Raw genomic sequence first — 26,378 nt, 5'->3', positions numbered from 1 at the left:
CAGAAGAATACGCGCAAAATCCGTTCGAAATCAACTGTTAGCTTCGTCTACAGAGTAGCATAGTTCAGTTCACATGAACATTTTTTTAAGTGGATAGGCCGTGGAGCAACAGATCGGCACAATCGTTATCGGGTATAACGATGGATGGAAGCAAGCGTCCGCGATCGGACGGCGAAACAATCAGCCTTTCTGTCACATCCCGCATCAGATGCTCATATCGATGATCCAGTATAAAGCGGCTGAACAGGGAATAGCCGTTAGGTTGACCGAAGAAGCGTACACCTCGAAAGCCAGCTTCCTCGATCAAGACCCATTGCCGCATTATGATGAAGAGAGGATATGGATCTTCTCTGGCAAGCGAATGTATCGAGGGCTGTATAAAAGTGCGAAAGGCCTGATTCATGCTGATGTGAACGGCGCAGCGAACATTATGCGTAAAGTATTCCCAAACGTATCCGCACTAGGAACGGATGGGATAGAGGGGCCCAATGGTAACCAGACCATCAATGTGTCAACTCCACTGATGTTAAGCATCCTGAAGTAAGTAAAGATGATACATCAGAAACCCCCACTTCAGCCGAAGCGACAGCATCGGTAAGTGGCGGGAGTATTCATTCGTAGAAGGCTGACAAAGATTATTCCTGCGATCGGCGAGGAAGAGCTTAGGCTTAAGGCAGGGGATGTCAAAACCTTGGCCGTATACAGGCAGACTCAGTCATCGAAGATTAATACGTTCGCTCCGATGGATGAACAGCAGCTTAAGCAAATCATTGAAGCGAAGGATACGCTTCTAATTTTGAAAATAAAAGTCGAGAGTGACGTGTCGGGCTAGCGATAAAAGCAAAACAGCCGCAAACGGCCGACCATTTGCGGCTGTTTTTACTATGCTATTTTTTTTCTGTCATTTACCGTTAAACGCATTAAGCATCCATACATGCTTTTCAAGTGTTGTGTGGATTGCGAGAAGCATATCGGCTGTTGTCTCGTCCCCGGCCTCTTGCGCTGCTTCCATACCTTCCTTTAGTTCGCCGATAATGGTCGTGAAATCCTCGATTAATTGGTCGACCATTTGAACGGCGTCTTCTTTGCCGCTTGCGTCTTTAATGCTAGATGCCGATAAATATTCCTTCATTGTAGCGATCGGTTTGCCTTTCAGGGCGAGCAAGCGCTCTGCGATCTCATCGACATGAAGAGCTGCTTCCTCATAGAACTCTTGAAACTTGGCGTGTAACGTGAAAAACTGGGAGCCCTTCACATACCAATGGTAGTTGTGGAGCTTAATGTACAGTACGCTCCAGTTTGCGATTTGCAAATTTAAATGGTCTTGTATTTTTTTAGACATATTGATCATCCTTTCTGAGGTAGTCTGCGCTACAAGCAGTTTGTGAATACGAGAATAAAGCAAATTTTTTCGCCAGATTAGTGAACTTAGACTTATTACTTATTTATAATTATTACAAACTATGATGCGCTTGTCAATATATTTACACGCTATATTGAGTTTTGAAACATAATGAGTGAATAAAACGGAAGATCCAGGAGCCACACCAAGCCGAATTACTGGATAAATCCAGTATAGAGCGGTGAATAATGGGCTCCGGAGTAAAGTTAGTGGACAAATCCATTATAGAGCGCTGAATGATGGGCTCCCGAGTAAAGTTACCGGACAAAACCAATAAAGAGCGTCGAATGGCGGACTGCCGCAAAATAAACAGGCTGTCCCGGAGGTCATGCGACCACGTGACAGCCTGTTCGGTTTTAAATTACTCCGCCCAGCGAATCAATCATCATTATTTCGAAGCGGCTTCCGCTTCCGCCAGCATAAACACGGTTAAAATAAACATCGCGTGCGACCAGGTTAACGGTACGACCCATGCGGTCTCGCCGGTCATTTTATCAACCTGCTCAGGGAGCAGGCCTGTCTCCGTGCGGTGGTCGATCGCCCACTTCAGGAGACGCTTTGCATCGTCGATGCATCCGGTCTGGATACGGTAATGCGCAAGCCATAGCGTCGTGAGAATCCATGGGTTGCCGCCGATATAGATGTCATCCTCGTAGCGCTTGATACCTCCGACAGCGGGTACGGTTAGTGCCGCTTCCACGGCGTCAGCGGTACGGCGCATATAATCGTGGTCGGCAGGAACGGCTGCAAACGGAACGGCGATACCGAGCAAGCTGATGTCAAGGACGGGATCGTGATCGAGGACATGCTTCTTGTAGCCTTTATTGCCCTCTACTATGCGGCCGGTACTGCCCGAAGCGATTGCTTGTTCGAATTTACCGGCATTCACAGTAAGGTTAACGCCGCGGTAAAAGCTGCCGCCTTCTTCATTCCAGCACAGCTCCGTTATGGCAGCCGCAATCCGTTCAGCCGCAGCCGTCCATTGCCCGGCGAGATCATATCTTCCAGCCAGCTCCGCGAAGCTTGCAGCGGCAGTCAAGCCGCCATACACGGCAGCGGAGGAATACGTATGCGACGCTTCCCGTTCTTCCCATAGGTCAATGCTTGGTTTAGGCAAGCCGTTTTCCGCATCCAACCAGCCGAGCAAGAAGTTCGCGCCCTTCTCGACAGCCGGCCATACCTGCGCGGCGAAGGCGCTGTCTTTTTTCTCCAAATAATGCTGCCACATGCCCCATAGTATGGACGAGCCCTCATCGATTTGAAGTCCCCATGACGGCGCAAGGCTGCCGTCGTGATAGTGGCGCTGCTGCCAAGAGCCGTCTGGCGATTGCGCAGTAAGCGTCCAAGCATAGAAGCTGTCGGACAAGGTGCCAAGGCCCGCTTTATCAAGCGCTGTCGTAATGAATGCGGCATCCCGGCCCCAGCAGAACGAATATCCGCCGCAGCGGACAAAATGCTCGTCAAACTCGGGTGCGGCAATGATGCTGCCGGTTTGCTCATCGGACATAAGCTTAAACATAAGCAGCGAGCGGTCGTACAAGTCGGCAATTTCTGCGTCGTCAACCGGGCAAGGCGCTGCAGCAGCTAAATATTCGTTCCAATAAGCGGTCGTTTCCGCAGCCCATTCGGAGCTGGCTTTGCTTTTCGCAGTCCGCATATTTTGCAATGCGCTATCCTCGTCATGACCGGCCGTAATGTAGACGGGAATCGTCACGGACGCACCGGCAGCAAGCTCGTCAATGCTCCATTTCAGAGCGCCATCAGGCTTCATGTCGATGTTGTTGCCGCGGAGATCGCCGTTTTGAACGTCATCCCAAGCCAATCCTGCCTGATATTTGGTGCATACGTTTGCACTTGAAAGCGCAAAATAGTACTTATGACGGAAATGAACCAACGAATCGTTAGCCTCGTTAAACATCGTCGTGTTATATAGCCGGTTTTCGCTGACCAGAAAAGAAGAGTGAATGATGAACGAGAAGGAAGCCGGCTGATCGCCGACATTCGTAAACGTATATTCGCGTACGATAAGATCTTCGCCGGGAACGGCGAAATGCAGGCTTTCGACCTGGACCGGATCCTGCCCGGAGCGGGCGCTTACGCGGAAAATATTCGTTTTCGATACGTAAGCGGCCTCGTGTGACCAGCCGCCCGTTTCTTCGTCGAACCAAGAGACGGACGATTTCTCCCGCTGAATGCCGGTGCGAATGGCATCGACATGCTGCGGCAAATCGATATTCGGCCACCACAGGCGATACATTTTTCCTGTGCGGCCGAGCGAGGCAAGAAACTTGGAATTTCCAATGATGGCATCAACTAAAAATGGTTTTTTATTCGACATGCTGTCAACTCCTTTTGGATACGATTTGAATAGAGGATTCACGAACGATCAGCCTATGCGGGATGATCATGCGGCTTTGATGCACGACTTCTTCTTGTATGAATCGGATCAGCATTTGCGATGCGGTGTAGCCAAGCTGATAGGTGCCGATATCGATAGAGCTGATTGGCGGTGTAGCAAGCTCGGACAAGGCGATGTTATTGAAGCTTACGATGCTGAGATCGTCCGGCACCTTGTAGCCAAGCTCTGTCAAGCCGCGAAGGACGCCAAACCCCACTACGTCGTCAATGACGACCAAGCCGCTTGGCCTCTCGGGCAGACTCATCATAAATGACATGGCTCGATAGCCGCTTTGCTGCAGAAACTCTCCTTCGACGATCCATTCGGACCGAATCGGCAGACCCGCTTCCAACATGGCTTTGCGGTAGCCTTTCATCCGGTCATGCGCGACCGTAAGAGAGGGAGGCCCGCTGACAAAGCCTATTCTTTCATGGCCTTGAACGATTAAGTGCTGAGCAGCGTCATAGGCTGCTTGTTCATTATTGTTGTCGACGGATAAAATGTTTGGATGATCCTCCGTGCGCCCGATTAATACGGTAGGGAATTTGTGTTTATCAAGCAGATCGATTAGCGGGTCATTTACTCTGGACGATAACAGGATTACGCCGTCGACACGGCGACCGAAGACTAGCCTGGATACCGTTTCCGTCTCATCGCTCGGCGAGGTGGCTGCCGTGAGCAGCATATCGTAGCCGGCTCGCGTCGATTGTGTCAGTATTCCGCGCAGCAATTCACCAAAAAAGAAGTCCTGGAAGAGCTCTTCAGCAGGACGAGGCAGCATAATGGCTAGCGTCTTTGTTGTTTTTGAAACGAGACTCTTCGCCATCACATTCGGATGGTAGCCCATTTCCTCCATATATCTTTTCACCTTTTGCGAGGTTGCTTTGCTGATTCTCGGGTGATTGGAAACGACCCTGGAAACCGTAGAAGGCGATACCCCTGCTGCTTTTGCAATATCTTTAATGGTTACCATATTATTGTGAGCCCCCATCGCGCAATCGTGTGTGCATGCTATGCTTCATCCTAATGCAATTATTGTCTAAAAGTAAATATATATCTTACGAAAGTATTGCACAAATGTTAAAAAACTGAAGTATCGAGAGAAAAACGGCGATAAGTTAAGAGAAGCCTATAAAATACTCCGATAATGAACTGTGCAAACGTTTTAACAAACTTAACACTCTGTTGTATGATGGATACACGAATAGAACGCTTACAACTCCATTTCAGCATCGGAAAAACGTGGAGTACGTAAAAAATCCGATTCCACAGCACTTTCTCGCCAAACTTGTACAAACGTTTGCATACAACGGGTGTATCGGGATGTAAATGACGTTAAGGGGGTGAGAAACAGCGGAACTGCGGATGAAATAAGTCGGGGCGGGTTATTAAAGACATCTGTACTTGTATTTCAGGAATTTTAAATTTTATGGAGAAGGCGGGTTGGTATCGATGAAATTGAGACAGCTGTTGGTACTTATTTTTTGTTTTGTGATGGTGTTTACCCTTGCGGCATGCGGTAAAAACAATTCAGCGGGCAACGGAGGAAATGCGGCCGCCAACAATTCGGGCTCTGCGAATTCTGCCGGCGACAATGCGGCCGCGAACAACAACCAAGCCGGGGAAGAAGAGTATAAGCCGGAGGAAGGCGCTTCCTTGATCGTGTGGGATAACAAGGACAAAGAAGGGGAATGGTCCCGGTTTGTGGCCGAAGAGTTCACGAAAAAATACAACATCCCCGTTAAGGTCGAGGAAGTCGGACACACGGATGCGCCTGGCAAAATGAAAACGGACGGACCTGCCGGCCTTGCGGCAGACGTGTTCGCAGCGCCTCATGACCATGCCGGCGGCATGGCAGCGCAAGGATTGATACTGGAAAACTTCTACGCGGATGAATACCAGCAGGATTTCATGGAAGCCGCGATTACCGGTACATCCGTAGATGGCAAAATGTACGGTTACCCGACAAACATTGAGACTTACGCTTTGTTCTATAACAAAGATCTTGTAAAGCAAGCGCCTCAAACATTCGATGAGCTTATTACCCAATCGAAAGCATTTACGGATAAAGCCCAAAACAAATACGGCTTTATGATGGAAGTCGGCAACTTCTACTTCGTATACTCCATCATCGGCGGCTATGAAGGCTATGTATTCGGCAATAACAATACGGATCCTAACGATATCGGTTTGAACAATGAAGGCGCGGTGAAGGCCGGACAATTTATGCTGCGTCTCAAAAAAGAAATCCTGCCGCTTAACAACGAAGACATCACTTATGACGTCAAGCAATCCTTATTCAACGAAGGCAAATTGATGTTTAATATTGACGGTCCTTGGGCGGTTAAAGGCCACCAAGATGCGGGTCTTAACTTTGGCGTAGCTCCGCTGCCGAAGCTCGAGAACGGCAATGTTCCGACAAGCTTTTCCGGCGTTAAAGGCTTCTACGTGAACGCGTATACGAAATATCCGGAAGCTGCTTCCCTGTATGCGAAATTCGCCACCAGCGAAGAAATGCTGCTGAAACGATTTGAAATGACGGGCGAACTCCCGCCGCGCAAATCGCTGCTCGAGAATGAGATCATTCAAAAAGACGAAATCGCTGCAGCCTTCCTGACCCAAGCACAATCTGCCGTACCTATGCCAAACATTCCGGAAATGCCGGCCGTTTGGGGACCGGCGGGATCGGCGCTTGCCGCGATCTGGAACGAGCAAGCCGCGCCGAAGGCAGCGCTTGATTCCGCGGTGCAGCAAATCAAGGAAGCAATCGAAATCCAAAAAACAGAAAAATAAGACCTTATAATAGCTTTTCCTTGCACCGCCCAATGGTTCCCGTAAATGGAGAGCCTTGGGCGGTATATGACTAAGAAGAAAGGTGGCTCCTATGAGTCCTCACATAAATACAACCGCCGGCAAGGCAACGGGATTGAAACGAGCCGTTATGAGCGCGGTTTTATCTGCGCTGTTCATGGGAATAGGGCAAATCTTCAACCGGCAATTCATCAAAGGCATTTTGTATGCCGTTCTTGAAATCTTTGTGATCGCGGTGTGGTCTAAACCTATCGCGCATGGACTGTGGGGTTTATATACACTTGGCGAACAGCCCCAGGTGCGGGGTGCGCGGGGGAAAATCACCGAGCAGGGCGACCACTCGATTTTCCTGATGATTGAAGGCGTCATTATCCTGATTGTGGTCTTTATCCTTCTATTGATCTATATCCGTAATATCATCGATGCCTATAAGACGGGCAAAATGATCGATCAGGGCGGGCAGCCCAAATCATTTGTGGAATCGCTGCAGAATGCATGGGAAAAGGGCTATGCCTATATTCTTCTGACGCCCGCCTTTATTTTCACGCTGTTCCTGACGATTTTGCCGCTCGCATTCGGCATATTAATCGCATTTACCAACTATGCATCGCCGGTCTTGCCTCCCTTGAAGCTCGTTGACTGGGTCGGTTTCCAGACGTTCGTCAACTTGTTCAAATTGGAAATTTGGAGCAATACGTTCTATGGGGTATTGTGGTGGACTGTCATTTGGTCGATTCTCGCTACCGTCACAACGTTTTTTGTCGGTTTGTTTTATGCGGTCATTATTAACCACAAGCGAATCCGTTTTAAGAAGCTGTGGAGAACGGTATTCATTCTGCCTTGGGCGATACCGCAATTTATTTCGATTTTGATTTTCCGCAACATTTTTAACGGGCAGTTCGGGCCGATCAACCAGTATCTGAAACTATTCGGGCTAGAAGCGATCCCGTGGTTTTCAGACCCGACGTGGGCGAAAATAGCGCTTGTGACCGTCAACATCTGGTTTGGTTTCCCGTTCTGGATGGCGCTCATGTCAGGTGTGCTGACCAGCATCGACAAGGATATGTATGAAGCGGCCGAGGTGGACGGCGCAAATGCGTGGCAAAAGTTCCGGAAAATTTCGTTTCCGCTTGTCATGTTCGCTACCGCACCGCTTCTTATTATGGGCTTTGCCGGCAACTTCAATAACTTTAATATGATTTATTTGTTCACGCAGGGCGGACCGACCAACATCGCTTACAGCTACGCAGGGTCCACGGACATTCTAATTTCCTGGATCTACAAGCTTACGCTGGAACAAAACCAGTACAACATGGCGTCCGTCGTATCCATCCTGATTTTCGTGATCGTTTCCATTTTCTCTGTTTATAATTTCCGGAGAACAAAAGCCTTTAAAGAAGAGGATATGATACAATGACGAACCGCACACACAAAAAAAAATCGCTGTCGGTTGGCATGAAGCTTCGGGAGAATCTGGTTATCGCTTGTATTTATATTATTCTGATTCTTACCGGTATTTTTGTCATTTATCCGGTCGCTTGGATCGTGCTGGGTTCCATGAACCCGGGGAATACGCTGTTCAGCAGCGCTTTTATTCCCGACAATTTGACGCTGAACCATTACAAAGCACTAATCGAGGAAACGGATTATCTGCTCTGGTATAAGAACACGCTGTTCATCGCCACGATGAACATGATCATTTCCACCTTTCTGATTGTGACATCGGCGTATGCCTTCTCCCGGTTTCGTTTCCCCGGCCGCAGAAAAGGGCTGATGGCGATGCTGATTCTACAGATGTTCCCCGGTTTCATGGGCATGATCGCCATTTACATTTTGCTGCTGCAGCTGAATTTACTGGACAATCACTGGGGTTTGATTCTGGTGTACGCCGGCGGATCGATTCCATTCGGAGCGTGGCTCGTGAAAGGGTATTTTGACGGACTGCCCCGCAGTCTCGAAGAAGCCGCAAAGATCGACGGCGCTTCGAATACGACGATCTTTTTTAAAGTGATGATGCCGCTGTCGATTCCGATCCTTACCTTTATCGCCGTCAATAACTTCATCGGACCTTGGATGGACTTTATTTTTGCGCGGTTAGTACTTCGCTCCAATGAAAATAAGACGCTCGCTATCGGGCTTTTCGAGATGGTGACGGGCAGGGGGAACACCGAGTTTACTCAATTTGCCGCAGGCGCGGTACTGGTGGCCATTCCGATTACAATCCTGTTCCTCTTCCTGCAAAAATATATTATTGAAGGCTTGAAAGCAGGAGCCAACAAAGGATGATCGGAGGCGAGAATCCAGTGTCCAGATTAACCAAAGTATTTTTATGGATCGCCATTATAATAGCGCTGGCTATCATGGCGTTTTCGACTTTGACGCTATGGGTTGGCATGAATCAGCCGCAGTAATCTGGCATTTGCTGTATTAGGCGCATTGACCATTCAAATCGAGGCTTACGGGTACATGATCTTTAAATAGAGAGGGTGTTCCTGCAATAATATGAAACGTTCTAGATGGTGGATTACGATATGGCTTGTTCTGATCATCCTGGCGGTATCCGCCGGCTGCAGTGAAGCTCAGGACGATGTGCCGAATAACAAGGTGCAGAATGATGGTGAGAACGAAACGAAGACGGAAAGCCCCGAAGCGCAGGAACAAAGCTCGCCGGACACCGCCAAGCAGGCCGATGTCGATGAACAGCCCTCTACCGTCTATTATGAAATTTTCGTCCGTTCTTTCTATGATTCGAACGGTGACGGGATCGGAGATTTGGGCGGCGTAATCGAGAAGCTGGATTACTTGAACGACGGCAACCCCGATACGGATACCGATCTTGGCGTGGAGGGAATCTGGCTCATGCCGATTAACCCTTCTCCAAGCTATCATGGATACGATGTGACCGATTATTACGATATCAATCCGGAATACGGAACGCTGGAAGACTTCAAGCGATTAACCGAAGAAGCCCATAAGCGCGGCATTAAAGTGATTATGGATTTGGTGGTGAACCATTCCAGCTCGGAGCACCCTTGGTTCACGGATTCGAAAAATCCGGACGGCAAATACCGCTCTTGGTACACATGGAAGAACAAGGACGAGAAAGTGGATTCAACCAGTGCTGCGGGCAGCGGAAACGCCTGGCACACCGCTGATGACAGCAAGTACTTGGGGATCTTCTGGGAAGGAATGCCGGATCTGAACTTGGACAATCCGGAAGTCAGGCAGGAAATGATCAAGATCGGCCAATTCTGGCTGGAGCAAGGTGCGGACGGTTTCCGCCTGGATGCGGCCAAACATGTTTTCATCGACACGCAAGGCGATTACAGCAACAAGGACAAGGCGGCCAAAAATATCACTTGGTGGAACGAATTCCGCAAAGGCATGGATGAGGTGAACCCCGAAGCATACATCGTGGGTGAAATTTGGGATAATTCCCCGGTAACGGTTGCCCCTTACCTGGAACCGTTTGATTCCGGATTTAATTTCGGGCTTGCGGAACAACTGGTGGATCTGGCGAACAGGGAGCGGGGCGCGGATTTGGGCTTTTCGATATCACGGGCTTATGATTTGTTTGCCAAGATATCAAATGGTGCTTTCATCGACGCCCCTTTCCTCACCAATCACGATCAGGAGCGGGTCATGAGCGTACTGGGAGGAAATGTGGATCGAGCCAAAGTGGCCGCCTCTTTGCTGCTGACGATACCCGGGAATCCCTTCATTTACTATGGAGAGGAAATCGGGATGCAGGGCAAGAAACCGGATGAATTCATTCGTGAGCCGATGCTGTGGTTTGAACAGCCGAAAGCGGGGCAGACGAGTTGGGAAACTACGAGACATAACAATGAAACGCCTTCCGTCGAACGGCAATCGAGCGATCCTGAATCGCTGCTCAGCCATTATCGCAAGATGATCGGTTGGCGGAATGAAGTGAAAGCGCTGCGTGACGGAAGTATCGCTGACTATCCGAGCGATAACGATAAAATGACGGCATTCGTGCGGATGACGCAGGACGAGCGTGTACTCGTAGTACACATGTCGGGAGAAGAACAAAAGCTTACGCTGCGCGACAAGAGCGAATTTACGAACCTGCTGCTGTATACAAAGGAAGGCAGCAAGCTGGGCGAAGACGGTAAAACGCTGACGCTTCCCCCTTACGGTTCCGCGATTTTAAACTGACAAAGCGGCTTTCCTGGAGTTCATCGATTATCAGGATACGCGAGGAAACGAAAAATCTATTCATAACTAAAAGAGTCTTGCCTCCGATTGCGGGCAAGACTCTTTTGGTTATAATGATGTTGATCCGGCAACTAAAACGTTCGGATTTCGAGATAAAGGCAACCTATCTGCAGGTTTTTATCGTTAAACTCGAGTGGTTCAATCAATCGAAACGCATCTCGCAGGATAAACCACTTTTGGACGCGTTCCGTCGTACGAACCGGCACCTTCTTGTGTTTCATAACAGAAGTCAACTGGTTTGATTCTTGCGCAAACTCCAGCTCTACTTGCTCATCACTTTGACATCCGCCGTATTACATCCGCACCCCATAGCATATATTAATGGCAACCCATAAGGAGAGGATATGCGGTGAAAGTGAAGGGACTATAGCTGAACTAGTATCGTAAGGGAGCGTGAATACGATTCGGATCTATATTGCCAATGATGGAGATTCGCTTAGAAGTATCGCGGATAAATCCGGTATTAAGATAAATGAGATATTGCTCCTTAATCCGGATATCCCGAGTCCGGATCTGGGCGTAGCCGGCAAAGCGATCAAGCTGCCTTCTTCGCAAAGGCCGGATACGGTACTGAACAGCATACCTTTATGTTCGCCAATACATCCATCGGAATATTTGCATCAATGGATAACGTTAACATCGCTCGAAGAGATGGAGCAAGCTAGCTATGATGTTCTTATCGTTGGAACCGGGGCAGGGGGCGGCTCCGTTCTGCGAAGATTGTGTGAAAGATGGAGAAATACGAATAAACGAATCGGAATTGTTGAAACGGGAGATCTCATCCTGCCGACGCATGCACGAAATATAGCTACGATGGATAGTACGCGTCTGAACAATTTTTTCGGGACGGTTTCTGATCCCATCGGTAATGAGCTGCCCATGTTTTCCGGTGCAAGGGTAGTGAATGCCTTGGGAGGGAAAACGATCTTTTGGGGATTGGTCACTCCGCGTCTGCCGGTTTCCGACCTTCTCCATTGGCCGGTTCCAATTGAGGAGATGGATTACTATTACAGGCTCGCTGAACAGGCTATGGATATTACGAACGCGTATTTTAAAGGCTCGGCGATTCAATCTATCCTCCTTGAGCGACTGCGGAAAGGGGGATATTATGAAGCAATGAACTTCCCGCTCGCCGTAGATATGCAGCCGTTAAAAGACGGCGAGATTCATTCCAATGTTAATTGGAGTTCAATTAATTTTCTGGCCTATGCGTTGTTTCGCAAAAGGTTTGATTTGGCAATAAGGGCCCAGGCAGCCCAAATTCTTATCGAAAACGGTAAAGCTGCTGGAGTTAAAGTCATATCCCGTGAGAAAAAAACTTATCATCTTAAAGCCAAAACGGTCGTATTATCTGCCGGAACTTTGGCTAGCACAAGAATTCTGCTCAATTCAGGCATCAAAGGGGGGGCAATCGGCCATTATTTGGTCGACCATTCCTGTTTATCGGCTGTCGGAAAGCTAGACCGAAGAGAAATTCCTGAGAAAGTAGGGACTTTAGGAATAATTATCCCTCAAGCGGAGGCTCGTCCGTATCAGATCCAAATCGGAGGTCCATTCGGCCTTCAAGGCGACTATTTTTGGCATCAGCCTTATCAAGAGAAGCCGATGCTGGAGGAGGAGCTGCTGGTTGGTTTTAGTGGCTACGGTGTAGTAGAAGCACGTTATGAGAACATGATCTACCTGGATCCGACCAGGAAGGATGAATATGGCATACCGAAAATTCAGGTGAATTACTCCTATAGTGATAAGGATAAAGAAATCATTCATCAAATGTACACAGCGATAGAAAAAACTTCTGCGATCTTGAATACACCCATCGATATGAAAAATGGCCTGCCGAAAATTTGCATGAATCCTCCCGGATCAGACTTCCATGAAGCGGGAACGTGCCGTATGGGTGATGATCCTTTAACTTCTTCCGCCAATCGATACGGTCAGATTCATAACGTGCCAGGACTCTTTGTGGCGGACAACAGCCTGTTGCCTTCAATCGGAGGCGTAAACCCTACATTAACAACGGTCGCCATGGCAATTCGCACTGCAGATTATATAGCGAGTGAACATTAATGAGATAGATGAATCCAAAGGCAGTCCTTCATTTTACTGAGGAGCTGCCTTTTTGAATATTTCAGCTATTTATAGGGAAATATCTTTGTATTCATGCGTTCCAAACAAGTTAATGAAAGGGGGTCTTGAAAAGTTGAAGCTGAAATTCCGAGTATTCCTTATTTGTTTACAGCTGCTTGCCATAATGATTACAACAGCGATTCCAGTTGGTTATGCAGCCCATACTCAACCTGTAGATCCTTACCGACCGCAGTTTCATTTTACCCCGATCCAGAATTGGATAAATGATCCTAACGGATTGGTTTATTTCAAAGGGGAGTATCATCTGTTCTATCAATACAACCCCTATGGCGATAAGTGGGGGAATATGAGCTGGGGACATGCAGTCAGTAAGGATCTGGTGCATTGGAAGCACTTGCCCGTTGCGCTACAGCCCGATCGTCTGGGAATGATTTTTTCCGGTACCGCTGTAGTGGACGAGCGAAACACGAGCGGCTTGTTTAAGGACAAGCCTGGCGGTCTGGTGGTCATCTATACAAGCGCAGGTGAAACGCAGCAGCAAAGTATCGCATACAGTACCGACCAAGGACGGACATGGACCAAGTATGAAGGGAATCCAGTCCTGCCGAATCCCGGGATCAAAGATTTTCGTGATCCGAAAGTGTTTTGGCACGACAAAACCAATAAATGGATTATGGCTCTTGTCGCCGGCGACAGAGTGATGTTCTATGGCTCGCCAAACCTGAAGAGCTGGACTTATCTAAGCGAGTTTGGCGCAAAAGAGGGGGATCATTCCGGGGTTTGGGAGGTTCCCGATTTGTTTGAGCTGCCGGTTGACGGCGATCCGGCCCGTACGAAATGGGTATTGAAGGTAGATATCAATCCCGGTGAGCAAGGTCTCGGTTCCCGCGGCCAATATTTTATTGGGCATTTCGATGGGACACATTTTGTTAATGACCATCCGCCGGATAAAGTGCTATGGGTCGACTACGGCAAGGATTTCTACGCTTCATTATCCTGGAGCAATCTGCCCGGGAGGCTCGTCTGGATTGCATGGATGAACAACTGGCAATATGCGGAGAAGACGCCGACGTCTCCATGGCGAGGAGCCATGTCGATTCCGCGTGATGTCGCTTTAAGGACAGTGCCGCCAGAAGGGATCACATTGATTCAAACCCCAATCCATGAGCTGATGCAGCTTCGCACCGATGCGAAGAAATGGAGCAAGCCGATGACAATTTCACCCGGCTTCAATCCGCTTAAGGGGCTTCAGGACGATACGTTTGAACTGATTGCTGAATTCGAGCTGGGAACGGCGACAGAGTTTGGTTTTAAAGTGCGTAAAGGAGAGCATGAAGAAACCATTGTAGGGTACGATACCAAAAGCTCGGAACTGGTTGTGAACAGGGTGAATTCAGGAAACACGCAATTCAGCCCGCTGTTCCCGTGGGAATTCCGTGCCCCAATGCGTCATGTGCGCAATCGCGTCAAGCTGCATCTGTTCGTTGACCGCTCTTCGGTGGAAGTGTTCGGAAATGATGGCGAGCGGATAATTACGAGCCTGATTTTTCCATCTCCCGAAAGCCGGGGTATAGAGATTTACGTCAAGAACGGCAATGTCAAACTGGTGAAGATGGAAATGTATCACCTTGGGAATAAGTGAAAAGCCTGCCGTGACGGCCCGATTAGGACCGGATGGCAGGCTTTTCTTCCTTTTGCAGGTTCAGCTTCCCTGTAGAAGCTCTAAATATCGGTTCCGTTTTGATGTGAGTCATTTGAAATGGTTTTGACGGATGCTTTATTCTTGACAGCAGCATATCAGCGGCAATAATTCCCATTTCATCGTTAAAGATTTGGACGGTTGTTAATAGGGGCTCAACAATTCGGGATTCCGGCGTGTTATCAAAGCCGCAAATCGCAACATCATCCGGTATATGAATACTCCTGTTTTTTAATATCTTCATCACGCTAATGGCAATGAAATCATTGGCGCAAATAAATGCTGACGGCAAACGCTTCATTTGGCCGATCCGCTGCTCCATCCAATCCAGGTTAAACTTTCGGTCATCTTCAACGATACAAAGCGACAGGTCAAGCGGTATATTCGACTCCTGAATTGCCTTATTAAACCCTGCCCATCGTTCGTTAAAGCTTTTACAGTGGTTATAATCGCCGGCAAAGCCAAGCGAGGTGTGACCGTTGTCGATCAATTTCTTCGTCATCAAATAAGTGCTGTACTCATTCTCCATTAATATCACATCTGCATTCAGTTCGGAAAAGAAGAGATCTGCCGTTGAATCGATATAAATCGTAGGAATCCCTAAATTGCTGATCAATCGGCTGTAATTGTTGTTGAACATTTCGATGCAAATGATGCCGTCTACTTTTTTGGATTCAAAGTTGTTCGGCAGGGATAGCGTATCCAAATCTGCTTCCCGGACGATATGAATCGATAGGTTATAGCCTTCCGCACTGATTTTTTCCTCGAGACCGCTTAGTACTTGAGCGCCGAAATGAGGACTGGTCGGCATGTCGGATGTCAATAAGGCAATGTTGCCGGATTGTCTGGTAATGAACGAATCCGTATCCACAAATGCAAATTGCTTGTATTTTAATTCGATTGCTTTCTTGACGACCTTATTTCGCGTATCTTCAGGAATCGTTGCATTGCCGTTTAGAGCTTTCGAGACGGTATTCCTGGACAGCCCTAATGAATCGGCGATATGTTGGATCGTAATTTTTGGTTTAGCCATAAGAAAGCTCCTTTAAAACGGATTTATAAGTGAAGCATATGTCCTAAATGTATACTAACTTATTCGAAATATCAACAAAAAGTTTACAAATGAACAAATTTGCACATTCAAAAACGTTAAGTGATGTTGTGCAAAATAATTAATTTTCAATTAAATGACCATAAAAAATGGGCAATCTTGTTTGCGTTTTATTAGTGTAAAATTGGCATGAGAAATTAGGAATTAACGATTGAAAGGGGGTTTTGATTATAAAATCATTGATTCTGTAATGAAATTCTAAGATAAAGACTATTTTTGTAACAATTTCGGGTGCATATGACAATTAAAATGAAGAAAAAAATTATTGACATTTAGGTTAATGGGGTGTAAATTGTAAATGTAATTGAATAGTGGCTTTATCGAATGAAAGCCCTTTCTCGAATATATAATGTGCAAATAAGGTGCTTGTTGGGAAAATGAAATGTGCAATTGTAAATTATGGTTAATTAAAAAGTAGGAGGGGTAAATCCTTTGGAACAAATCTTAGAGACGAACAATAAGGAACGGCATGTATCAAATGCTGACGGAGAAGCGGGCTTACGGAGAAGCGGTACTTTGAAGAAAAATATTCAATACATCATAAAAAATCCGATGCTGTATGTGCTTATGGCGCCTGCGTTAATACTGACGATCATATTTAAGTACATCCCAATGTACGGTGTCATTATCGCTTTTAAAGATTTCAGTTACAGAAAAGGTATCTTGGGCAGTGAGTGGGTTGGTTTCGATCATTTTGTAAAGTTTATAAATTCGCCGAATTTTGAAGTTCTATTAATGAACACGTTAAAATTAAGCTTTTTTGGCCTTATTCTCGGATTTCCGGTTCCCATTCTTATGGCATTAATGCTGAATCAAGTGCGGAGAGCGGGAGTGAAGAAAAACATTCAGTTATTCCTGTATGCACCTTATTTTATCTCGGTTGTTGTTGTTGTCGGAATGATCTTTATATTCCTGTCGCCAACCGGGTTGATTAATCAAATCATTACTTACTTTACAGGCAAACCAATCATGTTTATGTCGGACCCGGAGTATTTCCGGTCGATTTATATTCTATCCGGCATATGGCAAGCTGCCGGTTGGTCATCGATTATTTATGTAGCTGCACTGGCGGGAGTAGACCCGGAACAGCATAATGCTGCAACGATAGATGGCGCAAACCTGCTGCAGCGCATCTGGCATATCGATCTGCCGACAATCAAGCCGGTTATGGCAATCGTATTTATTCTGGCGGCAGGCGGAATTATGGCTGTCGGCTTTGAGAAGGCGTTTCTAATGCAGACGGCGTTGAACTTGCCAACATCGGAAATTATTGCGACTTATGTCTATAAGGTTGGTTTAAAAGCGGGCGATTATTCGTTCTCTGCTGCAATCGGATTATTTGAAACCTTCGTAAACATCATTATGCTGGTCCTAGTGAATTACATTGTCAAGCGATTGAATGAAAACCAAGGCCTTTATTAAGGAAGGAGTCATTATATGTACTTTAAGCCAACCAGGTTTGACAAGTTTGTTTTGACGATTAACTACACATTGTTATTTCTTGCCGTTTTGATTGTGGTGTTTCCGTTGCTTTATGTGGTTCTTGGTTCATTTATGGAACCGACTGCACTATTGAACAAGGGCATTTCATTTGATCCGTCGGATTACCACATTGAAGGCTATAAGATGATTTTGACGAATGAGGCGATGACGCGGGGGTTTATCAATGCTGTTTTTTACTCCGTTTCATTCACTTTGATTCAAGTTGTTGTTTGCGTTTGTGCCGGTTACCCATTATCCATCGATAATTTCGTGGGTAGAAAGTTTTTTATGACGATCTTTCTGATCACGATGTTCTTTGGCGGCGGATTAATTCCGACTTTCTTGCTGGTGAAGAGTCTGGGGATGCTGGATACGGTATGGGCATTGATTCTTCCGGGCGCTGTCAGTGTATGGAACATTATTATCGCAAGAACTTTCTTTAAAGGCATCCCGAAGGAATTAAACGAGGCCGCTAAGGTGGATGGCGCTTCGGAATTTCGGATTTTTTATCAAATTATCGTTCCTCTTTCCAAGCCCATCATTTTCGTATTCGCATTATGGGCATTTGTCGGACAGTGGAACGCTTTCTTCGATGCGATGATTTATTTAGACGATAAGAAATTATATCCGCTGCAGCTCGTATTGAGATCAATCCTGATCCAGAATCAAGTGGATCCTAGCAACATGGTTGATATTCAGGCGATGAATGAACTGAAACGGCTGTCGGAAATTATGAAATATGCATCCATCGTTATTTCCAGTCTTCCGTTGATTATTATGTATCCGTTCTTCCAAAAGTATTTTGAAAAGGGTGTCTTGGTCGGTTCATTAAAATAATGAACCGGCTGACATAAATAAGCTTGTCAAAAATAAGGAGGGTTATTCTTGAAAAACATGAAGAAAAAAGCACTCATCGTTTCACTGGCGGCACTATTGCTTGTTACTGGCTGCGGCAACAACACGGAATCTTCAAGCAGCAATTCAGGCAACGCTGGCTCCAGCAGCAATGCGGCTGCAGATTCGAAAGATTCGAAAATCACTTTGGACTTTATGACTCAAAGCTCCCCGCTGGCTCCAGCTGATCCAAACGATAAGCTTATTTTCAAACGGATGGAGGAAGCGACTGGAATTCACATCAATTGGAAGAACTACACACATGATATCTTTGCCGAGAAGAGAAATCTGGCGCTTGCAACCGGTGAGCTTCCGGATGCCATTTTTGACGCTGCATTGGGCGACTATGATTTATTGAAACTGGCTAAGGATGGCACAATTATTCCGTTAAACGATATTATTGACAATCATATGCCGAATCTCAAGAAAGTGCTGGAGCAGGCACCGCATTATAGATCGATGATTACGGCGCCGGACGGCAATATTTACTCCCTGCCGTGGATTGAGGAGCTTGGTGAAGGAAAAGAAAGCATTCACTCGGTGAATAACATGCCGTGGATTAATGTGGAATGGTTGAATAAGCTTGGTTTGGAAATGCCGAAGACAACAGAGGAACTGAAGCAGGTATTGATCGCCTTTAAAACACAAGACCCTAACGGAAATGGAATCGCGGATGAAATTCCGGTCTCCTTTATCCATTCCGATGGAGGAAATGAAGATATCGGCTTCTTGGCGGGTTCATTCGGACTCGGCTATAACTGGGATTATACGCTTGTCAGCGATGACGGCAAGGTCATGTTTGCGCCGACAGACAGCGGTTATAAAGAAGCTGTGAAGTACTTCCATGAATTGAATGCGGAAGGTCTAATTGACGTAGAAGCCTTTACGCAAGACTGGAATACGTTTATTGCCAAAGGCAAAGAAGATCGCTTCGGTCTCTACTTCACCTGGGATAAAGCGAACGTGACAGGCATGAACGATAAATTTGATGTTATGCCTGCCCTTGAAGGTCCTAACGGTTGGAAAAACGTAACAAGAACAAACGGGATGGGCCTCGACCGGGGAAGGTTTGTCATTACGGCTGATAACAAAAACATCGAAGCTACTGCAAAATGGATCGATCAGTGCTATGATCCGCATCAATCGGTCATGAACAACTGGGGTACTTTCGGGGATGAAACGTTGCAGAACATCTTTGAGTGGGATGAAGCGAACAAGATGCTGAAGCATTTGCCATTGAACGGTACAGCACCTGGTGAATTGAGAGGCAAAACAAGCGTCGGCGGGCCATTGGCCATCTTGGACAGCTACTATGGCAAAGTGACCACAAAGCCGGACGACGCAGCATGGAGATTGGGCTTGATTAAAGACACTTATGTCAAAGACATGAAAGCAGAAAACATTTATCCAAGAGTATTCTTCTCCAGAGAAGAGCTGGACCGCCTGTCCACGATTGAAGCTGACCTGAGGCCTTATGTACTTAGAAAACGTGCGGAATGGATCACTAATGGCAAAGTGGATAGCGAGTGGGATAGCTTCCTGAAAGAACTGGATCGCCTTGGACTGCAGGAATGGCTGAAAATTAAGCAAGACGGCTACAATCGGAACGTTAAATAAGCAAGCGTAAAAAAATGTGCCGGAGGTGCTCCAAATTAGGGCCATGCTCCGGCTATTTTTAAACATATAAGAAAGATTTGGAAGGAAGTGGACCTAATGTTTAACGATTTACAAAGAGAGAAGTACCGCCCGCAATTCCATTTTACCCCGCCGGCCAAATGGATGAACGATCCTAATGGAATGGTTTTTTTTGAAGGCGAGTATCATTTGTTTTATCAGCATCATCCCGACGGTACGACCTGGGGGCCAATGCACTGGGGACATGCAATCAGCAAAGATTTGACGCATTGGGAGCATTGCCCGATCGCGCTCAAACCGGATGAGCATGGGGAGATATTTTCCGGAAGCGCAGTTGTGGACTGGGAGGATACAAGCGGATTTTTTGGAGGAAAGCCCGGACTTGTAGCTATCTTTACACACGCTGATCATTACCCGGATTCTGAACGCCCAAGACAACGGCAAAGCATTGCTTATAGTCTGGATAAAGGCAGAACATGGATAACATATGAAGGCAATCCCGTATTAAGCGAAGAGGCGATTACGGATTTCAGAGACCCGAAGGTGTTCTGGCATGTGCCGAAGCAGCAGTGGGTGATGGTACTTGCTACAGGTGACCGGGTCCTATTCTATACATCTTCTAATTTAAAGCAATGGAATGTTGAAAGTGAGTTCGGGGCAGCCGAGGGCTCCCATGATGGCGTATGGGAATGTCCCGATATAATTGAACTGCCGGTCGATGGCGGTATGGAAGGAAGCAAATGGGTGCTGATCGTAAGCATTGGCGACAATCCGCAATGTCCTGAAGGCTCGAGGACGCAATATTTTGTGGGCGATTTTGACGGAAGCTCGTTTACGAACGATGCGTCGCCTGAAACGATATTGTGGCTGGACCATGGCAGAGATAATTATGCCGGTGTCACTTGGTCCGATGCTCAAAGGGCGGACCAAGGAAAGCTGTTTATCGGCTGGATGAGCAATTGGAAATATGCGAATCTTATCCCGACGGCCAGCTGGCGAAGCGCAATGACTTTGCCTCGGGTGTTGTTTCTGAAGAAGGTGCCTGACGGCATTCGGCTCGTTCAGGAACCGCTCGCGGAGCTGCAGCAGCTTCGGCTCGGAGCTAAGCACTGGGAAGAAACAACGATAGTTCCTGGTCAGAACTTGCTGTCGGATGCGCAAGGCGATATTTATGAAATCGAATGTGAAATCGATCCGGGAGATGCCTCGGAAGTTGGCTTCAAGCTGCGGAAGTCCGAGCGGGAAGAGACAGTTGTCGGTTATAACGTTTTTGACCGGAAGCTGTTTATTGATCGCAGCAATTCTGGCGAGAAGCATTTCCATGAAGCCTTTGCATGCAAACACGATGTTCAGCTTGAGCTCCATAACGGACGGCTCAAGCTGCATATATTTGTCGATCAATCGTCCGTCGAAGTATTTGCGAATGACGGAGAGATTGCAGTGACTGATCAGATCTTCCCGGATCCGACCAGCACCGGGATGGAATTGTATGTGAAGGATGGCGAAGCGAAGCTTGTTTCTCTTAAGCTTTATCCACTGCAATCGATATATTCTTATGTTACGGCGTAACAATAAATTATCATCAAGAACCCTCCATCTATTCAATGTATGGAGGGTTACTTTTATCAGGGGGAACAAAATGGACAGAAAAATATCGATATTATGTTTGGCTGCCATCTTTATTTCATTATTTACGGCATGCACGAATGCTGAACCGAAAGATCCGAACTACTATACGGAGCCTTACCGCAATCAATTCCACTATTCCCCGGCAGCCAATTGGCTGAATGATCCGAACGGGATGGTTTATTATGAAGGCGAATATCATTTGTTTTATCAGTATCATCCGAATGGCACCAAATGGGGAATGATGTATTGGGGTCACGCCGTAAGTAAAGATCTTATTCATTGGGAGCATATGCCCATTGCGCTGTCCCCGGATAAAAACGGCCAGATTTTTTCCGGAAGCGCGGTGATTGATTGGAACAATACGGCGGGGTTCGGCAAAGAAGCGATGATTGCGATCTTTACGCATGCCGGCGGAGAGCATGGCCAAGTTCAAAGTATTGCTTATAGTCTTGATAAAGGAAGAACCTGGGAGAAGTATGTTGGAAATCCGGTGATGCCGAATTCTCCGATTCCAGACTGGCGGGATCCGAAGGTGTTCTGGCATGAGGACACCAATCAGTGGGTCATGTCGCTTGCGGCAAAGGACAAGATCATGTTCTACACTTCACCTGATTTAAAGGTGTGGGAGTATGCAAGCGAATTTGGTCCGGATGGCGGAATTCAGGCGAATAGTCTGGACCGTGCTTCATTCGCTTTGTCCGCCCAAACCGGCGGCAGAGCATTCAGTTATGAAGGCGATATTACGTTGTATGAGAAGAATGGCCGGGAAGGCACAGGAGGGCTTGTTTTTCGCGCGGATAAACATGTCGGCCAAGGTTATATCGTCAATTTGGACGCAAAAAAGGATCTCGTTATATTAAGCAAAAACGTGAAGGGAATCAATGAGGAGCTGGCAGCCATACCGTTAACGATCAGCACCGAGAAAACTTATCATGTAAAAGTGGAGGTGGACGGAGATCATTTTGCTGTCTTTGTTGACGGCCAGGCTGTGATTGAAGTGACGGACGCTGCATACGATTATGGTTACTATGGGTTATCCGCTTGGCATTCAACGGCGGGCTTTCGAAATGTGAAGTTCGAGAACAAATCGGACTTTAGGACGAATGTATCCCATTGGGTCAATGTTCATGGCGAATGGACGGAAACGATGGACGGGAGAAGCGGATCTGCTGCAGAAAATGCTGTTTTTATGAGCGATGAAACAGGGGATCATTTCGTCTATACATCCAGTGTTAAATTAACAGGAAACGAAGGCGTCGGAACAGCTTCGCTCCTATTCAGATCAGACGCCGATGCAGGCAACGGATATTACGCACAGCTTGATGCCTCGGGCGGCAAGGTGAAACTGCTCAAGGCAAGCAAGGGGGTTATGAACGTTCTGGCCGAGAAGGAAATGGCCGTTGTTCCGGACCGATTGTATCGCATCAAGGTCGATGCGGACGGCAGTAGCATCAAAATGTACGTGGACGATAAGTTGATGCTAGAAGCCAATGACGCTGCATTCTCATCCGGACATTTTGGCTTAAGTTTTTCCCGAGTATCAGCCGTATTCCAGGATGTGAACAGAATGAAAACGATTAAAACGAATGAGAAGGAAATCGCAAACCATGATTTTGAAACCGGAGATTTGACGGGGTGGCATGCCATTCATGGCAATGCGTTTACCGATGACCATGTTTCAGATAAAGCTGCTTATTGGGGCGGGCCGTTTGGTCAGCAAGGCAGCCATCATTTGTGGGGATTCTCGGATTTGCACAAGGGGGATGAAGCGGCCGGGGAATTGCATTCGTCTTATTTCAGGCTCAGCGGCTCCGGGGAAATCAACTTCTTGATGGGCGGCGGCAATGATATCGACAATCTGTATGTCTCACTAGTAAGAGCGTCCGATGACCAGGAATTAATCCGCCAGACAAATACGAAATTCAATGAGGAAAAATATCAGCAATATATTTGGGATGCATCCAGGTACATTGGAGAAGTGCTCTATCTTAAAGTGGTTGACAAGGCTGCAGGAAGCTGGGGACATTTAAATCTGGACGACGTCCGGGTATACAATGAAGGACCGATGGCGGAAGAGGTGGACCAGGTTGCATCTGAACCCGTGAGCGGGCAAAAGAGGCTGAGCGGTGTCCTTACCGATTGGTCTGCCGTTGCCGGCCAATGGATTCCTTCTACAAATGGCAGCAACGGCGGCATTTGGGAATGTCCAACCTTAATCGAGCTGCCGATTGACGGAGACCCGAACAAGACGAAATGGGTGCTGCTGGTCAGCATTAACGATGGGGCGCCTGCCGGCGGATCGGGGATGCAATATTATGTCGGGAGCTTTGACGGAACAACGTTTACGAATGACAATCCTTCCGATAAAGTGCTTTGGGTTGATTACGGGGCGGATTTCTACGCAGCTGTCGATTGGAGCGATATTGCCGGCAAGAACGGGGAACGGTATTGGCTCGGATGGATGAGCAATTGGCAATATGCCAATCATACGCCAACTTCAACGTGGAGAGGCGCAATGACATTGCCGCGGTCGATGGAGTTGACCGATACGGATGAAGGGTTGCGGTTAAAGCAAACACCAGTTTCTTTAGAAAGCATTCGTGATAAGCGTGCTAAGGTTTCATTATCGAATGAAACGATTTCCGGCCATAGTAGCCTTCTGTCTAACGTATCGGAAGATACATTTGAACTGATTGCCGAGTTTGAACAAACTGATCCGAAAGTTACCGAATTTGGCTTTCAGGTGCGCAAGGGAGCGGAGGACTATACAACGGTTGGTTATGATGCCGCATACGGGCAATTGTTTATCGACCGCGGGAATTCCGGGGCATTTGATTTTGGAGCCAATGTAGCAGGAAGGCACAAAGGGCCAATGAATATGACAAACGGGACTGTTAAAATGCATATTTTCGTGGACCGCTCTTCGGTTGAAGTGTTTGGAAACATTGGCGAAACGGTTATTACCGATCAAATCTTTCCCGATCCTGAAAGCAATGGAATAACGATTTACAGTGAGGGCGGAGAGGTAACTTTAAAGTCGCTGGAATTATACCCGTTGAAGAGTATATGGAGTAAGTAAGAGCCGTTAGGCTCTTTTTACCGCAGGGTAGCATGCTGCAAGAACATATGTTGGCTGTATTTTCTATTGCTTTCAAGCAGAAAGGGTACTTTTTGAACAACCTCTATTAAGCCATTAATTAAAATTTCGGATCGACTTCATGCGGCTGTACGCAAAGATGCCCATAAGGAGCATGGCGGTGCCGCTTGCCGTTATAATAATAGCTGGCCCATAGATGTCGGACAAGGTAGAGAAAACGGCCAACCCGATCGGGGGCGCGATGCTCGTCAAGGACCCTAACAAACCGAATACTCTGCCTTGCTTTGCATGGTCGATAGCCACTCGAAGCGCGATGAATATGATCGTCGTGCTGAACGAGAACAGGAAGCCTACGAGAAAAATAAGCGGCAGCGCTATGGTGGCAGTTGGCATTAGCGAAATCGCTATAAATACGGGTCCCATAAGTAGTATGCTCCCTAAGATCCATTTGCCTCTATATTTTAATCGGTAATCGAGACGCATAATTAGGATGGAACCGACCACGTAGCCTAAAGGAATGCAGGCTTCCAGTAATCCGAAGACAAATGGTTTAGCCTGCCAAATCTGAACCGCCATGACCTGTATAAGCATGAACGTTGACAGGAAGAAGAACATGACAAGCGGTAGGAGGATAACCGCTGCTCTTGCGAAAGCATTACTCAAGACGTAGCGGAAGCCTTCTGCCAGGTCTTCTTTGAAGGCTGTTTTTGGTTTGGTTGTGTTTTTTTCTGCGGCGTATGGGAATTTTCCTGCAAAAAGTAGAAGGACCGCCGATACGAGGAAGGCTGCCGCATCGATCGCAATCGCGAATGCGCCGCCGAAAGCGGCAACTGCAATACCCCCAAGCGCGAATCCCGCTATGCGGATCATATTATCCGATATGCTGATTGCTCCAACTGCCTGGGTCATCTGCTCCTTGCCGACGATCTCCATGAGCGAGGCTTGAAAGGCCGGCGTACGAAACACGCCTGCGAAGGCCACTAAACCGGTTAGGAGCACAATCCAAATAAACGGCACATTAGGCAAATAAACGAGAATCGCGATGGCCGCTACGAGTACGAAACGGACAATATCCGTCACCCACATCAGCGTGCGGCGATCCGTACGGTCCGCGATGGTGCCGGCAAACGAACCGAACAGCATGCTGATCACCAGATGCGTGATCAGAACGACAGACATAAGCTTAGCGCTTCCGGTCGTTTGCAACACCCACAGGTTAAGGGCAATGCTGTGAAAGGTATTGCCAAGCAATGACAGGCTGTAGCTGGAAAACACGGCGAGAAATGTCCGGCTGCGCCATATGGACGCGGCTTGGCCGTCTTTCTGCTGGCGAGTGGATGCTTCGGCGTTTGATTCCTTAGCTAGCTCAAGCATAATGCCGCCTCCTAAAATTGATGATTATAATAACTTGAAGAGTCAATTATTTTGCGTCTAATCCCACAGCAACAGACACTTACCGATTCTAGTACGAAACGAAAAGCGAAAGTGCGAAACCAAGCACGCAACGTCATTTCGGATATAACTTAATCGTTTAAGTTAGCATGGGTAAACGAAGAGATATCAACAGTCAAATGAGCTAATATATCCTGCAGCCGTTTGCCATAGATCTAATTCTTAGATCTAATCCAGCTCAAACTACCTAAAGAGTGTGGAATAGATCTAGTTTCTAGCTATATTCTGACAGTCGGCTGCTGAATAAGTTCATCCTTGTGGGATCCGTGACAAATGCCTGGGTTAAGGATTAAAAGCTTTTACATGAATGTATTTCTGCTCCGGGCCATTTTTTGGGTTATCTATTCAATGTCAACAGGTTAAGGCCTATCGATGCCTAGGGTCAACAATTCACCTTGCGATTATGATGGAATTTGGATTTTCTGGGTGAAGGATTTCTAG

At 47.1% G+C, this 26,378-nt stretch carries 18 protein-coding genes and 2 pseudogenes; 15 read left to right on the top strand and 5 right to left on the bottom strand.

Going from position 1 to position 26,378, the window contains the following annotated elements:
• Positions 1-97: 97 nt before the first annotated feature.
• Both L1N85_RS23445 and L1N85_RS23440 read left to right on the top strand, forming a co-directional pair.
• Positions 98-544: pseudogene (locus tag L1N85_RS23445) on the top strand (IS200/IS605 family accessory protein TnpB-related protein); the annotation flags it as partial.
• 54 nt (positions 545-598) lie between these two features.
• The gene (locus L1N85_RS23440; RefSeq protein ID WP_235241455.1) at positions 599-832 is read left to right on the top strand and encodes a hypothetical protein; all 234 of its coding nucleotides are present in this window, start codon (positions 599-601) and stop codon (positions 830-832) included.
• 69 nt (positions 833-901) lie between these two features.
• Here the strand turns inward: L1N85_RS23440 and L1N85_RS23435 are convergent, their stop codons facing one another.
• The 3 genes from L1N85_RS23435 to L1N85_RS23425 all read right to left on the bottom strand — a co-directional run bounded on the left by L1N85_RS23435 (position 902) and on the right by L1N85_RS23425 (position 4,773).
• Complete coding sequence (locus L1N85_RS23435) at positions 902-1,342, bottom strand: Dps family protein (protein WP_235241454.1); 441 nt, start codon at positions 1,340-1,342, stop codon at positions 902-904.
• Positions 1,343-1,790: 448 nt separating this feature from the next.
• Entirely contained in the window at positions 1,791-3,740 is a 1,950-nt protein-coding gene (locus tag L1N85_RS23430; protein WP_235241453.1) for a glycoside hydrolase family 15 protein, read from the bottom strand.
• Positions 3,741-3,744: 4 nt separating this feature from the next.
• Complete coding sequence (locus tag L1N85_RS23425) at positions 3,745-4,773, bottom strand: LacI family DNA-binding transcriptional regulator (RefSeq protein WP_235241452.1); 1,029 nt, start codon at positions 4,771-4,773, stop codon at positions 3,745-3,747.
• Between the two features lie 479 nt (positions 4,774-5,252).
• Here L1N85_RS23425 and L1N85_RS23420 point away from each other — a divergent pair, with 479 nt between their 5' ends.
• The 7 genes from L1N85_RS23420 (at position 5,253) to L1N85_RS23395 (ending at position 14,580) form a co-directional block, all read left to right on the top strand.
• Positions 5,253-6,593, top strand: a complete 1,341-nt coding sequence (locus L1N85_RS23420) for a sugar ABC transporter substrate-binding protein (RefSeq protein ID WP_235241451.1) — start codon at positions 5,253-5,255, stop codon at positions 6,591-6,593.
• Between the two features lie 91 nt (positions 6,594-6,684).
• Entirely contained in the window at positions 6,685-8,028 is a 1,344-nt protein-coding gene (locus L1N85_RS23415; protein ID WP_235241450.1) for a carbohydrate ABC transporter permease, read from the top strand.
• A complete protein-coding gene (locus L1N85_RS23410; RefSeq protein ID WP_235241449.1) occupies positions 8,025-8,897 on the top strand; it encodes a sugar ABC transporter permease in 873 nt (290 codons plus the stop codon). Before L1N85_RS23415 ends, L1N85_RS23410 begins: the two co-directional genes overlap by 4 nt.
• Positions 8,894-9,022, top strand: coding sequence for a hypothetical protein (locus L1N85_RS27415; RefSeq protein ID WP_268818443.1), 129 nt, complete (start codon positions 8,894-8,896; stop codon positions 9,020-9,022). Before L1N85_RS23410 ends, L1N85_RS27415 begins: the two co-directional genes overlap by 4 nt.
• A gap of 91 nt (positions 9,023-9,113) precedes the next feature.
• Positions 9,114-10,790: an alpha-amylase family glycosyl hydrolase gene (locus L1N85_RS23405; protein ID WP_235241448.1), complete on the top strand. Its 1,677-nt coding sequence runs from the start codon at positions 9,114-9,116 to the stop codon at positions 10,788-10,790.
• Positions 10,791-11,243: 453 nt separating this feature from the next.
• A complete protein-coding gene (locus L1N85_RS23400; RefSeq protein ID WP_235241447.1) occupies positions 11,244-12,917 on the top strand; it encodes a GMC oxidoreductase in 1,674 nt (557 codons plus the stop codon).
• A 133-nt stretch (positions 12,918-13,050) separates the two neighbouring features.
• On the top strand, positions 13,051-14,580 hold the full coding sequence (locus L1N85_RS23395) for a glycoside hydrolase family 32 protein (RefSeq protein ID WP_328285274.1): 1,530 nt from the start codon (positions 13,051-13,053) through the stop codon (positions 14,578-14,580).
• 22 nt (positions 14,581-14,602) lie between these two features.
• Here the strand turns inward: L1N85_RS23395 and L1N85_RS23390 are convergent, their stop codons facing one another.
• Positions 14,603-15,670: a LacI family DNA-binding transcriptional regulator gene (locus L1N85_RS23390; RefSeq protein WP_235241446.1), complete on the bottom strand. Its 1,068-nt coding sequence runs from the start codon at positions 15,668-15,670 to the stop codon at positions 14,603-14,605.
• Positions 15,671-16,300: 630 nt separating this feature from the next.
• Here L1N85_RS23390 and L1N85_RS23385 point away from each other — a divergent pair.
• From L1N85_RS23385 to L1N85_RS28065, 6 genes and pseudogenes are all read left to right on the top strand, one after another.
• Entirely contained in the window at positions 16,301-17,170 is an 870-nt protein-coding gene (locus tag L1N85_RS23385; protein ID WP_235241457.1) for an ABC transporter permease, read from the top strand.
• Between the two features lie 15 nt (positions 17,171-17,185).
• The gene (locus L1N85_RS23380; protein WP_235241445.1) at positions 17,186-18,067 is read left to right on the top strand and encodes a carbohydrate ABC transporter permease; all 882 of its coding nucleotides are present in this window, start codon (positions 17,186-17,188) and stop codon (positions 18,065-18,067) included.
• Positions 18,068-18,124: 57 nt separating this feature from the next.
• Positions 18,125-19,741, top strand: coding sequence for an ABC transporter substrate-binding protein (locus L1N85_RS23375; RefSeq protein ID WP_235241456.1), 1,617 nt, complete (start codon positions 18,125-18,127; stop codon positions 19,739-19,741).
• A gap of 96 nt (positions 19,742-19,837) precedes the next feature.
• The gene (locus L1N85_RS23370; RefSeq protein WP_235241444.1) at positions 19,838-21,328 is read left to right on the top strand and encodes a glycoside hydrolase family 32 protein; all 1,491 of its coding nucleotides are present in this window, start codon (positions 19,838-19,840) and stop codon (positions 21,326-21,328) included.
• 70 nt (positions 21,329-21,398) lie between these two features.
• Positions 21,399-22,046: pseudogene (locus tag L1N85_RS28070) on the top strand (glycoside hydrolase family 32 protein); the annotation flags it as partial.
• A gap of 489 nt (positions 22,047-22,535) precedes the next feature.
• Positions 22,536-24,467 carry a GH32 C-terminal domain-containing protein gene (locus L1N85_RS28065; protein WP_407946555.1) on the top strand — a complete coding sequence of 644 codons (1,932 nt, stop codon included), beginning with the start codon at positions 22,536-22,538 and terminating at the stop codon, positions 24,465-24,467.
• Between the two features lie 114 nt (positions 24,468-24,581).
• Here the strand turns inward: L1N85_RS28065 and L1N85_RS23360 are convergent, their stop codons facing one another.
• Positions 24,582-25,859, bottom strand: a complete 1,278-nt coding sequence (locus L1N85_RS23360; protein WP_235241442.1) for an MFS transporter — start codon at positions 25,857-25,859, stop codon at positions 24,582-24,584.
• Between the last annotated feature and the right edge of the window lie 519 nt (positions 25,860-26,378).

The organism is Paenibacillus alkaliterrae, from assembly GCF_021532375.1.
GTDB classification, from domain to species: Bacteria; Bacillota; Bacilli; order Paenibacillales; family Paenibacillaceae; genus Pristimantibacillus; species Pristimantibacillus alkaliterrae.
Note: the sequence above shows the minus strand (reverse complement) of the source record. Positions and strands in the feature narration are given on the sequence as shown.